Source organism: uncultured Holdemanella sp. (assembly GCF_958348295.1).
In the GTDB taxonomy this organism is placed as follows: domain Bacteria; phylum Bacillota_I; class Bacilli_A; order Erysipelotrichales; family Erysipelotrichaceae; genus Holdemanella.
Map to the genome: position 1 here is coordinate 30,408 of NZ_CATVYQ010000013.1, position 10,914 is coordinate 41,321.

15 protein-coding genes are annotated in these 10,914 nt (G+C 33.6%); 12 read left to right on the top strand and 3 right to left on the bottom strand.

Annotated features, from left to right (window positions below):
* The first annotated feature begins 1 nt into the window (after position 1).
* The 9 genes from rsfS to Q3907_RS03915 all read left to right on the top strand — a co-directional run bounded on the left by rsfS (position 2) and on the right by Q3907_RS03915 (position 4,792).
* Positions 2–340 (top strand): ribosome silencing factor, encoded by a 339-nt coding sequence (gene rsfS / locus Q3907_RS03875; protein WP_301897321.1) that lies wholly within the window; start codon positions 2–4, stop codon positions 338–340.
* Positions 330–1,040: a class I SAM-dependent methyltransferase gene (locus tag Q3907_RS03880; RefSeq protein ID WP_301897322.1), complete on the top strand. Its 711-nt coding sequence runs from the start codon at positions 330–332 to the stop codon at positions 1,038–1,040. The genes rsfS and Q3907_RS03880 overlap by 11 nt, the downstream gene beginning before the upstream one ends.
* Complete coding sequence (locus tag Q3907_RS03885) at positions 1,037–1,717, top strand: 5'-methylthioadenosine/adenosylhomocysteine nucleosidase (RefSeq protein WP_295562283.1); 681 nt, start codon at positions 1,037–1,039, stop codon at positions 1,715–1,717. Before Q3907_RS03880 ends, Q3907_RS03885 begins: the two co-directional genes overlap by 4 nt.
* Positions 1,718–1,736: 19 nt before the next feature.
* Positions 1,737–2,204 carry a hypothetical protein gene (locus Q3907_RS03890; protein WP_295562282.1) on the top strand — a complete coding sequence of 156 codons (468 nt, stop codon included), beginning with the start codon at positions 1,737–1,739 and terminating at the stop codon, positions 2,202–2,204.
* Positions 2,204–2,743, top strand: a complete 540-nt coding sequence (locus Q3907_RS03895) for a DnaD domain-containing protein (RefSeq protein WP_301897324.1) — start codon at positions 2,204–2,206, stop codon at positions 2,741–2,743. Before Q3907_RS03890 ends, Q3907_RS03895 begins: the two co-directional genes overlap by 1 nt.
* The gene (gene nth / locus Q3907_RS03900) at positions 2,740–3,366 is read left to right on the top strand and encodes an endonuclease III (RefSeq protein ID WP_003864417.1); all 627 of its coding nucleotides are present in this window, start codon (positions 2,740–2,742) and stop codon (positions 3,364–3,366) included. The genes Q3907_RS03895 and nth overlap by 4 nt, the downstream gene beginning before the upstream one ends.
* 45 nt (positions 3,367–3,411) lie before the next feature.
* Complete coding sequence (locus Q3907_RS03905) at positions 3,412–3,867, top strand: hypothetical protein (protein WP_301897325.1); 456 nt, start codon at positions 3,412–3,414, stop codon at positions 3,865–3,867.
* Positions 3,868–3,908: 41 nt separating this feature from the next.
* The gene (locus Q3907_RS03910; RefSeq protein WP_301897326.1) at positions 3,909–4,367 is read left to right on the top strand and encodes a GNAT family N-acetyltransferase; all 459 of its coding nucleotides are present in this window, start codon (positions 3,909–3,911) and stop codon (positions 4,365–4,367) included.
* A gap of 74 nt (positions 4,368–4,441) precedes the next feature.
* A complete protein-coding gene (locus Q3907_RS03915) occupies positions 4,442–4,792 on the top strand; it encodes a helix-turn-helix domain-containing protein (protein ID WP_217797700.1) in 351 nt (116 codons plus the stop codon).
* Here the strand turns inward: Q3907_RS03915 and Q3907_RS03920 are convergent.
* Positions 4,785–5,660: a LysR family transcriptional regulator gene (locus Q3907_RS03920; protein ID WP_301897327.1), complete on the bottom strand. Its 876-nt coding sequence runs from the start codon at positions 5,658–5,660 to the stop codon at positions 4,785–4,787. The two genes, Q3907_RS03915 and Q3907_RS03920, sit on opposite strands and share 8 nt — an antisense overlap.
* Positions 5,661–5,762: 102 nt before the next feature.
* Here Q3907_RS03920 and Q3907_RS03925 point away from each other — a divergent pair, with 102 nt between their 5' ends.
* Both Q3907_RS03925 and Q3907_RS03930 read left to right on the top strand, forming a co-directional pair.
* Positions 5,763–6,788 carry a YeiH family protein gene (locus tag Q3907_RS03925; RefSeq protein ID WP_301897328.1) on the top strand — a complete coding sequence of 342 codons (1,026 nt, stop codon included), beginning with the start codon at positions 5,763–5,765 and terminating at the stop codon, positions 6,786–6,788.
* Positions 6,789–6,980: 192 nt separating this feature from the next.
* Positions 6,981–7,520, top strand: a complete 540-nt coding sequence (locus tag Q3907_RS03930) for an RNA 2'-phosphotransferase (RefSeq protein WP_301897329.1) — start codon at positions 6,981–6,983, stop codon at positions 7,518–7,520.
* A gap of 26 nt (positions 7,521–7,546) precedes the next feature.
* Here the strand turns inward: Q3907_RS03930 and Q3907_RS03935 are convergent, their stop codons facing one another.
* A complete protein-coding gene (locus Q3907_RS03935; protein ID WP_367881493.1) occupies positions 7,547–8,347 on the bottom strand; it encodes a LysR family transcriptional regulator in 801 nt (266 codons plus the stop codon).
* Positions 8,348–8,619: 272 nt separating this feature from the next.
* Here Q3907_RS03935 and Q3907_RS03940 point away from each other — a divergent pair, with 272 nt between their 5' ends.
* On the top strand, positions 8,620–9,369 hold the full coding sequence (locus Q3907_RS03940) for a DUF4866 family protein (RefSeq protein WP_295642560.1): 750 nt from the start codon (positions 8,620–8,622) through the stop codon (positions 9,367–9,369).
* A gap of 11 nt (positions 9,370–9,380) precedes the next feature.
* Here Q3907_RS03940 and Q3907_RS03945 read toward each other — a convergent pair whose 3' ends face one another.
* Complete coding sequence (locus Q3907_RS03945) at positions 9,381–10,691, bottom strand: threonine/serine exporter ThrE family protein (protein ID WP_301897330.1); 1,311 nt, start codon at positions 10,689–10,691, stop codon at positions 9,381–9,383.
* Positions 10,692–10,914 lie beyond the last annotated feature (223 nt).

A 10,914-nucleotide genomic window follows, 5' to 3' on the forward strand; every position in this document is an offset into this window, starting at 1 on the left:
CATGGAGATTTTAGATATTGTAGTTCATGCGATCTGTGAAAAGAAAGCACAAGATGTACGTGTATATGATGTAACGAGTTTGACTCCTTTTATGGATTCAATGATTGTTTGTTCGACTACGAATATTCGTCAGAATAATGCGATTGCACAAAATATTAAGGATCGTTTAAGAGAAGCTGGATATATGGGAGATATGCATATCGAGGGTGACTCGGGTTCAAAATGGCTTTTAATTGATTTAAAAGAAGTGATAGTCCATTTATTTGTGAATGAGGAAAGGCAGGTTTATAATCTGGACCGTTTATATTCGGATGTTCCAGTAAAAACATATGATTTATAATACATTGGCACATTATTATGATGCTTTAGTAAAAGATGAAGAGGCATCTAGAGAATGGGTTTCTTGGATTGAGAGTGAGCTTGCACCTTGTGATTGTTTAGAACTTGCGTGTGGTAGTGGAGAAATCACAGAGATGCTTGCACAAAAAGGATATACGATGACAGCTCTTGATTTGAGTGAGGAAATGGTCAAGCAGGCAAAAAGTAAAAACTTAGAGGGTTCGATTGAGTTTTTATGTCAGGATATGCGTAATTTAAGTAATTTAAACTCATATTCTGGTATTTTCTGTTTGTGTGATAGTTTTAACTATATTTTAGAAAAAGAAGAAATTGATGCGTTCTTTCATGAAGTCAGTCAACATTTAAAATCAAATGGACTTTTCTTCTTTGATACACATTCTTTGGATCGTTTAGAAGAGTTTGATTCTGAATATAATGAGACAGGTGCTTTTGAAGATGGTTGTCAATACCAATGGTCAATCATGGCTGAGGATGATTATGTATATCAAGATTTTGCGTTTTATATGAAAGATAGAGTAGTTCAGGAGCATCATATTCAAAGGGTATATGATCCACAATGGTTGGCTAAGACTTTATCAAAGTATTTTGATATTTTAAAAGTCACAACTGACTTTGATATTGAGGGTATTGCGCCTGGTGAAAAGTATTTTTATGTATGTAGAAAGAAGGTACAAGAATGATTGGTATTGTAGCGGCAATGGATGCTGAAATTCTTGAATTTGAAAAGCGTATGGATGTAGTAGATCATACAAAGACAATTGCAGGATGTACATTAACTTATGGAAAATGGCAAGGTAAAGATGTAGTTTTATGCAAGAGTGGTGTAGGTAAGGCTTATGCGGCTATGTCTTGTACTATTTTGTGTATGCAAGAAAATGTGGATAGTATTATCAATGTAGGTACAGCTGGTGGATTAACACAGGATGAACAAGTGTTGGATATTGTGATTAGTGATAAGGTTATTCAAGCCGATTATGATACAAGTCCATTAGATGGTCCTTCAGGTGTTGGATTGGTGTATAATAGTCATGAAAAATTGAGCCAAAGTTGTATTGAAGCGGCAAAGGCTATGCAGATTCGTTATCATGTAGGTACGATTGCTTCTCAAGACTTATTTATGTCTAGAGATGAAGATTTTGAAAAGCTGATGAACAATTTCCCAGATTCAATTTGTTCGGAAATGGAGGCAGGAGCAATTGGTGCTGTTGCCACAAAATTTAATATTCCATTTGTGATTGTGCGTTGTTTAAGTGATGTTGTGCATCATAATGAAAATCCAATGGAATTCTCTACATATGTTTCTAAGGCAAGTGCACAATCGGCTAAATTAATTGAAAACTGGTTGATGCGTATATAGTAAAAAAGGAGGGATAAGGATGAAACTAAGACGTAGACATAAAAAACAACATGGAACAAAAACGACACTTGGATTAGTTATCATTCTTGTTCTTATATTACTTGTGCTTTGGTCGGAGTTTATTAGTGGACCTAATCGTGTCAAGGAACAGATTTATGCGCAAAGAGTTGAGAAAATAGAAAAACAAAACAAACATATAAAAGGAATTAGTGAGCATGTCTTTGATTACACAACGTATCAGGGGTATGATGATACGACTTTATATTGGTATAATGCAAAGTCTAAATTGATTACTTCAAGAGATATCGAGACTTTGAATTATAAAAAGGCAAAGCGTATTGCGAAAAAGAATTATAAGATCAAATGTGAATCAATTGTACTTGGGTATGGCTACAACAATCCGGTATATGAAGTTCGTGGATCAAATAAAATGATTCTTTTAGATTATGATAGTTTTGAACGTGTTTATGAAAGGAAGATACAATAATGGCTGATTTTGATTTTAATGCACCTTATGTAGATCGTAGAACTTGGATCATTGATCATCTACAAGATCTTGTTCTAGAACCAAAAGAAATATTAGTCGTATTGTTGATTGATTTTTTCAACCAGCAGCATATTTCAATTGATCATGAATTGATTAGTGAAAAGTTAAAGATTAGTGTGGATGAAGTAGAAGATATTTTTACGGAATTATCAGATAAAGGCTATTTAACTTTAGATTATGCGAATGGATCTTTGATTTTTAATATTGAAGGAATCTTTGAACTTTCAAATACAAATAACACTGCCATCGATCGTTCTTTATTAGAACAGTTTGAGATGGAGTTTGCGCGTCCACTATCTTCATCGGAAATGCAAAGAATTATTGATATGGCAAGTATGTATGATGAACGTCGTGTGATTTGCGCATTAAATGAAGCTGTTTGTAATGAGGCTTGTGATTTAAATTATATTGAAAGAATTCTACAGAATTGGCAACAAAAAGGTTTGTCAACTGAGGATATAGAGAATGGTAAACGATGAATGCGAATGAAATTTTGGATGAAATGGAAAAGATTTTTCCGAATGCCAAGTGTGAATTGTATCATGAATCTGCATTTCAATTGATTGTTGCGGTGGTACTTAGTGCACAAACAACGGATGCGATGGTGAATAAAGTAACGCCTGCATTATTCAAGGCGTATCCTACGGCAGAAAAGATGGCAGAGGCTACAGTTTCTGAATTAGAGCCATACATTAAAAGAATTGGTTTGTATCGTAATAAGGCTCGCTCCATTTCAAATCTAAGTAAAGATTTAGTTGAAAGATATCATGGACAAGTACCTTACACATATAAGGATTTAATGTCTTTAGCAGGTGTTGGAAGAAAGACAGCGAATGTCGTTCGTAGTGTAGCTTTCGATATTCCTAGCTTTGCGGTAGATACCCATGTCAATCGTGTCAGTAAGCGTTTGGGTTTAGCCAAATATAATGATTCGGTTGAAAAGGTTGAGGAAAAACTAAAACGAAAAATCGATCGTTCAAGATGGAATCAAGGTCATCATGACTTTATATTTTTTGGTCGCTATCTTTGTCATTCAAGAAATCCAGAATGTGAAAGATGTCCTTTTAAAAGCTTTTGTAAGAAAGATAAATATGAGAAATAATAGCACTACACTTGTAGTGTTTTTCTATATGAAGGAGAATAGAGTATGATTATAAATACCGAAATCGTGGATGTTTATTTAAATGGGGAAGATATTAGTAAATACTCATCTTTATTCATTTATAGGCAGGCCGATAGAAATATATTTCAAGAGCCTGAAAAAGATAAAGCAGAAATCGTTTCTAAGATAAAAGATGAAATCATACATCATGTGAAGGATTTTGTTCTTACAAACAAAAGGATTTGGGATACTTTGTTTAAGGATTGGCCCAATGAATTAGATGATATTGTTTTGGATTTAGTTGTAGGTTGCAAAGAACCCAATGATGCGTTTGTACTTAAAGATTTGAATGGAAGACACCATATGATTTTTGATTTGTTGTGTTGGGAAAAGTATGTTGGAAAGATCTACTTAGCTAAAGAGTGGATATTAGGTGGATATACAAGACTAAAGGAATTGTTTGATCAAGGTTATCATGGCTTTGCGAGAAAGTGTATATAAACTAGATTTAATTTTTAGCCAATAGTAAAGGAAGTATGAATATGAAGATTATTAAAGTTATAAATGATAAAGAAAAAAAGAAAATTACAAGAGCTATTTTAGAAGCATTGCCTGAGTGGTTTGGAATTGTAGAAGCAAGAGAAGAATATATTCTTGATAGTGTAGGAAAAGATTTCTTTTGTGCTATGGAAAAAGATAAGGTTGTTGGATTTTTGTATCTTAAACAAACGGGTAAAGATACAATTGAACTTGCTGTAATGGGTGTGTTAAAAGAATATCATCGTAAAGGAATTGGAAGAGCACTATTTGAATACGCAAAGGAAAGTGTAAAGGAAAGTGGGTATTCGTTTATTCAGGTAAAAACGGTGAAGATGGGAATGTATGAAGATTATGATTGTACAAATCGATTTTATATTTCACTTGGATTTAAAGAATTTGAAGTCCTGAATTCGTTGTGGGATGAAAATAATCCTTGTCAAATCTATGTGATGGCAGTGTAAAGTTGACAAATAGTTGGTAGAGCAACCGCAATGAATTACCGTATAATGATGGTGAAAAGGAGAAAATATGTATTATGAAGGCAACTGTATTTATAGCTTATATTTTTTTGTTGATGTATTTTGTAGTTGGTGTCGCATTTATATACTTATTTGTGTTGGTTGTTAGGGCGTTAAAGAAATATATTAAATCTGAACCTGTTAGAAAAGAGAAAGCAGAGAGTGCAAAGTCACTTGGAGAAGTGATTAAAAGATATCGTACGCAACGCAAAATGACTCAAGAATTTGTGGCAGAGTCTTTAGGTGTTTCAAGACAGGCTGTATCAAAATGGGAAAGTGGTGCATCGGATCCAAGTACAACGAATCTAATGGCTTTAGCTAAGCTATTTGGAGTCACTGCTGAAGAAATTTTAAAGGAAGTTAAATAAATTCTTCACTGATTGATAGATATTTATTGGCATAGATACTTTCTTTTTGCCAGATGATGTCAAAGTCATGTTGTAGTTTAAAATCGCCTAAACTAATTTCTTTGAGTTCTTTTGATTTTAATTCTTTTTCTACAGCTATCTTATATAGGAAAGAAATTCCACAATCTTTTTTCAATAGATTCATGATGGTATGCATATTTTCAACTTGTGTATAATGTGTGAAATTTGAAATATGTAGACCATGGGCAATTAGGCTTTGTTCAAGAATATTTCTTGTTCCAGAACCTTTTTCACGCACTAAAAGATGTTCAGATATTAGATCATGAATGGTATGAGGTTCTTTATTAAATTGATGGGATGTAGCACAGACGGCAATATAGTCTTCTGTGCTATATTTTATGTGAGAATAGTTTTCTTTTGGATAATTTCCTTCGACAATAGCCATACTGATTTGACCTTGATCAAGTAATTCGAGCAGTTTAGATGTGTTGCCATAATGAAGGTGAATATTGATTTCTGGGTGATGAATAATAAAGTTTGCCAATTTATCAATAATCGCATATTCACCAATGGTCATAGTTACACCAATGGAGAGAGTTTCAATGTAGGATGTGATATTGTTGATTTCATTCATTATGGCTTGTTCATTATTTTTCATGGCTAATAGATGCTTATATAGTATTTTACCAGAAGGAGTTAGTGATAACTCTTTATTTTTGTATGCAAATAATGTGGTATTGTATTGTTTTTCTAAGAAATGGATGTGTTGCGATACGGCAGGTTGTGTGATATTTAATTGTTTGGCGGCTGTTGTAAAATTTAAAGTCTTACATACAGTAAGAAATGTCTTTGTTCGATAATCTAGCATAGGTACCTCTATTGATAAGAAATAATTATTGTTCAATAGAATTATATAATTTTACCTTATTGTTGTATAGTGATACAATTCTTCGCATGGAGGGAATTTTAAATGAATTTTGTAAATAAATATGGAAAAGGCATTTTGGTTTGTCTTTTAATTGCGATTCCATCATGGATCATTGGAAAGATGTTTCCAGTCATTGGTGGGGCTGTCATTGCGATTCTTGCAGGAATGATTATCGCGATGTTTTGGAATGATAAAGGAAAAGCAGAAGCTGGTATTAAATGGACTTCTAAGATAGTTTTACAGACGGCTGTTGTATTACTTGGATTTGGAATGAATTTAGGTGTTATTTTTGAAACGGGTAAACAATCTTTACCAATTATTCTTTGTACAATTACTACATCCTTAGTGCTTGCGTGGATCATGAAGAAAGTTTTGAAAGTGCCTTCAAATACGTCGATTCTTGTTGGTGTTGGTTCTTCGATTTGTGGGGGTTCTGCCATTGCGGCAACGGCACCTGTGATTGATGCGGATGATGATGAGATTGCCCAATCTATCGCAGTTATCTTTTTCTTTAATGTATTAGCCGCTATTTTCTTTCCAATGTTAGGAAAAGCACTTGGCTTTGATACAATGCATGGCGATGCCTTTGGTATTTTTGCAGGAACAGCCATTAATGATACATCAAGTGTAACGGCTGCAGCTTCTACTTGGGATAGTATGTGGGGTCTTGGTAGTGCCACATTAAATAAGGCAGTAACAGTAAAGTTGACTCGTACTCTTGCGATTATTCCAATTACACTTGGACTATCTTTTGTTCGTGCAAAAAAAGAAAGACAAGCATCAAACTTTAGTTTGAAACGTGCCTTTCCAATGTTTATACTTTATTTTATTTTGGCAGCAATCTTTACAACCGTATGTGTAAATTTAGGAGTAGACTCTAGTGTATTTGCACCACTTAAAGAATTATCTAAGTTTTTGATCATTATGGCTATGGCAGCCATTGGACTTAACAGCAATGTAATTCAGTTGATCAAAACGGGTGGAAAGCCAATTGCGGTTGGTGCAACATGTTGGTGTGGAATCACGATTGTAAGTTTAGTGATGCAGCATGTGATGCATATTTGGTAAATTTTGAATTATAAAGAAAGAGTATTAATTAATATTTGTGTGGTAATATTGGTTGCTCGACTTGCATCCTGGACAAGAAGAATTTCTCGTTCAGGATTTTTAATATTTATGTGAATTTCAAAAATATCAGAATTTTTTGGATAGAATCCAATGCCGAGGTTGTGTTAGACTAAGGGAAGATGGAGTAATTGTATGAAAAATAAAACTGAAATTAGTAAATATATAGCGTTAATATTGAGGCATAAACCTGAAACAATTGGAATTGAATTGGATGAACATGGTTGGGCTAATGTTGAAAAACTTATAAAAGGAATTAACGTGCAATATAGTTTCTCTAAAGATGATTTGGAAGAAATTGTTTCTACTGATAATAAACAAAGATATTCGTTTAATGATGATAAAACATTAATTAGGGCAAATCAGGGGCATTCGATTTCAGTAGATGTAGAACTAAAAAAAGTCACTCCACCTGATATTCTTTGGCATGGAACTGCAGAAAAGTATGTGAATTCTATTGAACAGGAGGGTTTGCTTCCAATGTCTAGATTATATGTTCATTTATCAAACGATATGGATACTGCAAAAATAGTTGGTGCAAGGCATGGAAAAGTAGTGATTTTTCAGATTAACTCAAAACAAATGCATGAGGATGGGTATGAGTTTTATAGATCTGTAAATGGAGTCTGGTTAACAAAAAAAGTCCCCCTGAATTATTTGCATAAATTAAAATAATGAGTAGGACTTTAGTAAACTTTGAATTATAAAGAAAGCGTATCAATGAATTTTTGTGTGGCAATATTGGTTGCTCGACTTGCATCCTGGACAAGAAGAATTTCTCGTTCAGGATTTTTAATATTTGTTTGAATTTCAAAAATATCAGAATCTTTTGAAATCAATTCTTTTGGATAGAATCCAATGCCTAGGTTATGCTTGACTAATGGAAATATTTGATCGGCAGTAGCCACTTCTAAATCGGTATGAAAAGGGATTTTTTGATTTAAGAACAAGTTTGAATAATAGGTATATGTACTTGTGTTTTTGCCTAAGGTAATAAATGGATAATGCGAGATTTGTTGGATGTCTAGAATTTCATTGCTTAAGCTTTCATATTCTTTTCCACCAATTAATATTTCTTCAAAGCAGTAGAGTGAAGTAGTATGTAATGGCTTTTTGATGTTTATCGGACTTGTGACTACGGCAATATCGACAATTCCTTTTTCTAAGGCGTCAACAGCTTGAATAGAGGAGTGGTTGGATAATTTGATTTTAACGTGGGGATAGGCTTTGTGGAAATGTTCAAGCTTGGATAATAAAAAGATATTTAGAGCCGTTTCACTAACGCCAATTGAGATGTGTCCATGTTCTAAGGTTTTATTTGAAAGAATTTCACTTTCTCCTTGATAAAGTTGTTCAATCGCTATCGCAACATGTTCATAGAGTTGTTCACCTTCAGGTGTTAGAGTAATTCCTGAATGGGAGCGTACTAAAAGCTTACATCCAAATTCACTTTCTATGTTGTTCATGGTTCTTGAAATGTTAGGCTGGTTGTTGTGTAGGATTTTAGCAGCTTTTGAAAAGCTTTTATATTTAGCTACATAATTTTATATTTAGCTACATAATAAAAGATGCGGTAATAGTCTAGTGTCATTGTATAACCTCCATATAATTTTTATATAATGCATATTTAAAATATACATTTCACATATTTTATAGGTGTTAGTATAATACTTTTAGTCTGAGTAGGCAAGCCATCAAAACAGATACAAAAGGTGTGTTAAAGGAAGACTTCTTGTATCTGTTTGCCCAAAGGACTAGAAAAGAAGTGATAAGTATGCCAACAATTTTTCCAAGGGAAGAAAAGGCAGAGGCTTTATTTGATAAGATTGCCAAGGATCCTAGAGCTTGTAAACGATTAATGGATGCCTTTTATGAAGGTGTTGCCTGTGATGAGGATTCAGGTGTAGAAGAAGAGAGGGTACTTGTAGATAAACAAGTATTTACTAATGCACTATTTACTGCATATAAAAACAAAGATCTATCGGCATTTTTAATGGCTGTATGTGGCAATAGTATGTTTGACTTATTAAGAAACGCATTTTTAATTCCATTACGATTTAATGATAAAGGAAAAGAGAATCCAATTCTTTTAAGTGATGAAAATGGAAATATTATAGAAAGTGATATTCATATTCCAGATTTAAAGAAGCATATGTTTAAAAAGCTTGTAGAAAAAAATCGATACTTAGCGTATGGTTTTTTAGAACAGCATAGTTTTAAAGAGGATATGTCGATTAAAACAATTAAAAATGAATCACATTTAGGTATTCTAGTTGTTCAAGAAATGCCTGAAGAGGTTCATGAAAAGTTAAGTGATGCACAGATCTATTCAAACTTGTGGGATTCTATGATGAAGCTAGAAGATTTGTTGTATAATGCATTCTTCTATTGTGGGGATTTTAAAGGAAAGTATTGTGTAGGTGTATTTTTACCATTTACACATTTTGAACATAATTTAGAGAAGAATATTGAAGTTTCAAATAGTATCTTATATGAATGTATACAAAAAATGCTGAACGATTAAGTTCAGCATTTTTATGTGCAATATCGAAATGAGGGATCGGTTAAGATACGGGCAAATATAAGTCCCATTGGAAGGGCCAAAACGATCAATAAAGATTGAATGAACCAGTTAGCTCCAATTGACATGGTAGATGCAAGCTCGAGATTATAGATAGCTCGATACATGTATAAACCTGGGACCATAATCACAATGGATGGTACGGTTATGGCAATTCTAGGATATCCTGTATTTCCTTTAATCATAGAGGCAAGTAGTCCGGCTGTTAATGCGCCAATAAAGGCTGCAGCTGCAGCGGGTAAAGATAAATCGACAAGTGTTAGTCGTAATGTGTTTGCGATGGCTCCAATGCATCCGGCACTTGCGGCTATTTTTTTAGAGCTGTTAAACATGATGGAGAATCCGAATACGCCTCCAAAACTTGTTAATAATCTTAATAGTAATTTGGTGGATGTTGAAATGTGTAGTTTCACAAAGTCTACAGGTTGAAGATGTAAGACTAAAGCACAGATCCATGCGGTTAGTGTTGCAGCTAAAATAATGATGATGGCATAGGCAAGTCTTTCAAGACCAGAACGAAGATCTAATTTAGCTAAGTCAATACCGCTTGTAATGAAAGGAAAGCCTGGAATGATGAAAAGCATAGAACAGATGTATCCAGCTTCATGTTGTGTGGCTATGCCAAAACAAGTTTCTAAAAAATTAAATAATAAGGCATAGGCAAGGCAGGCTAAGGAAACACTGGCAGCAACATTTAAAAATAGGGTGTAGTTGTGTTTGATCAGTTTCATTCGAAGTGTATTGCCAAGTCCTGCACCAACAAAGGCACAAAGCATTTCAATGGGGCCTCCTCCAAGTAGAAAGGTAAAACAGCTACAGGCAAGAGCTGCAGCTAATCCTAGAATAATGGGGGAGTAGCTAGAGTGAATGCTTTCGATTTGGTCTAATTGATTGTGAATCTCATTGCATGTACATGTTTTACATTCGTCTTTAAAGTGATAGACAAAGTCTTCCATACGAGCAAGTTTAGATGTATTGACACTTGTATTATGTAAAGACAAGGATTGGGCATGGGACTTAATTCCATCAATGCATGTGTAGGAAATATTTGTCAGTCCAATGTCGGCAATACATGTAATATTTAGTTCACTGGCAATGGTGTTCATTGAACTTCTAACGCGCCAGGCACCTGTACCACAGGCTAGAAGCATCAATCCAATTCTTCCTATAACGGATGATTTTTCTGTAAGACTTGCATTTTCAATCTTAACTTTTGAATCTTTATTCGTATATTCATGCCATGGAATGTCCATATGGTTGTTCATAAGATCATCTCCTATATCATTTATATATAATACACATAGTATAAATATATATTCGATATTTAATTCCATGAATAGTATAGTCAAGAAAAAAAAAAAGTCAATTTCTTAATCAACTTCTAGTGATTACGCATGAAATAATCTTCAAAATTTCGTGATTTAAGATTATTTCCTTAACTTTGTAAAAAATGTATAACTACAATTGAATTTTTAAATGAATAGTTGA

Excerpts from the sequence above, each read along its gene's own strand:
- rsfS (WP_301897321.1), top strand. The coding sequence starts at position 2 with ATGGAGATTTTAGATATTGTAGTTCATGCGATCTGTGAAAAGAAAGCA.
- Q3907_RS03880 (WP_301897322.1), top strand. The coding sequence starts at position 330 with ATGATTTATAATACATTGGCACATTATTATGATGCTTTAGTAAAAGAT.
- Q3907_RS03885 (WP_295562283.1), top strand. The coding sequence starts at position 1,037 with ATGATTGGTATTGTAGCGGCAATGGATGCTGAAATTCTTGAATTTGAA.
- Q3907_RS03890 (WP_295562282.1), top strand. The coding sequence starts at position 1,737 with ATGAAACTAAGACGTAGACATAAAAAACAACATGGAACAAAAACGACA.
- Q3907_RS03895 (WP_301897324.1), top strand. The coding sequence starts at position 2,204 with ATGGCTGATTTTGATTTTAATGCACCTTATGTAGATCGTAGAACTTGG.
- nth (WP_003864417.1), top strand. The coding sequence starts at position 2,740 with ATGAATGCGAATGAAATTTTGGATGAAATGGAAAAGATTTTTCCGAAT.
- Q3907_RS03905 (WP_301897325.1), top strand. The coding sequence starts at position 3,412 with ATGATTATAAATACCGAAATCGTGGATGTTTATTTAAATGGGGAAGAT.
- Q3907_RS03910 (WP_301897326.1), top strand. The coding sequence starts at position 3,909 with ATGAAGATTATTAAAGTTATAAATGATAAAGAAAAAAAGAAAATTACA.
- Q3907_RS03915 (WP_217797700.1), top strand. The coding sequence starts at position 4,442 with ATGAAGGCAACTGTATTTATAGCTTATATTTTTTTGTTGATGTATTTT.
- Q3907_RS03920 (WP_301897327.1), bottom strand. The coding sequence starts at position 5,660 with ATGCTAGATTATCGAACAAAGACATTTCTTACTGTATGTAAGACTTTA.
- Q3907_RS03925 (WP_301897328.1), top strand. The coding sequence starts at position 5,763 with ATGAATTTTGTAAATAAATATGGAAAAGGCATTTTGGTTTGTCTTTTA.
- Q3907_RS03930 (WP_301897329.1), top strand. The coding sequence starts at position 6,981 with ATGAAAAATAAAACTGAAATTAGTAAATATATAGCGTTAATATTGAGG.
- Q3907_RS03940 (WP_295642560.1), top strand. The coding sequence starts at position 8,620 with ATGCCAACAATTTTTCCAAGGGAAGAAAAGGCAGAGGCTTTATTTGAT.
- Q3907_RS03945 (WP_301897330.1), bottom strand. The coding sequence starts at position 10,691 with ATGAACAACCATATGGACATTCCATGGCATGAATATACGAATAAAGAT.